This is a genomic window from Belnapia sp. AC561 (assembly GCF_979252845.1).
The window spans coordinates 1-245 of record NZ_CEEDBP010000410.1; the positions used below are offsets into that span (position 1 = coordinate 1).

At 69.0% G+C, this 245-nt stretch carries 1 pseudogene; it reads left to right on the forward strand.

Annotated elements, in window-relative coordinates:
- Nucleotides 1-9: 9 nt before the first annotated feature.
- A pseudogene (locus AC0IW9_RS31640) lies at nucleotides 10-245 on the forward strand (phosphoribosylamine--glycine ligase); the annotation flags it as partial.

Consider the following 245-nt stretch of genomic DNA (forward strand, 5'->3'; position numbering starts at 1 on the left):
CCGCAGGAGATGGTGACGCGCATCGTCGACGAGGTGGTCGTACCCGTCGCTGCCGAGATGGTGGCGCGCGGCTGCCCGTTCACCGGACTGCTGTACGCGGGTCTGGCCGTCGACGCCGAGGGCCCCGCTGTCATCGAATTCAACTGTCGCTTCGGCGATCCCGAGACACAGGCGGTGCTCGCCCTGCTCGAGTCGCCGATCGGGGCTGCTCTGAAGGCGACCGCGACGGGAACGTTGGCGGACCT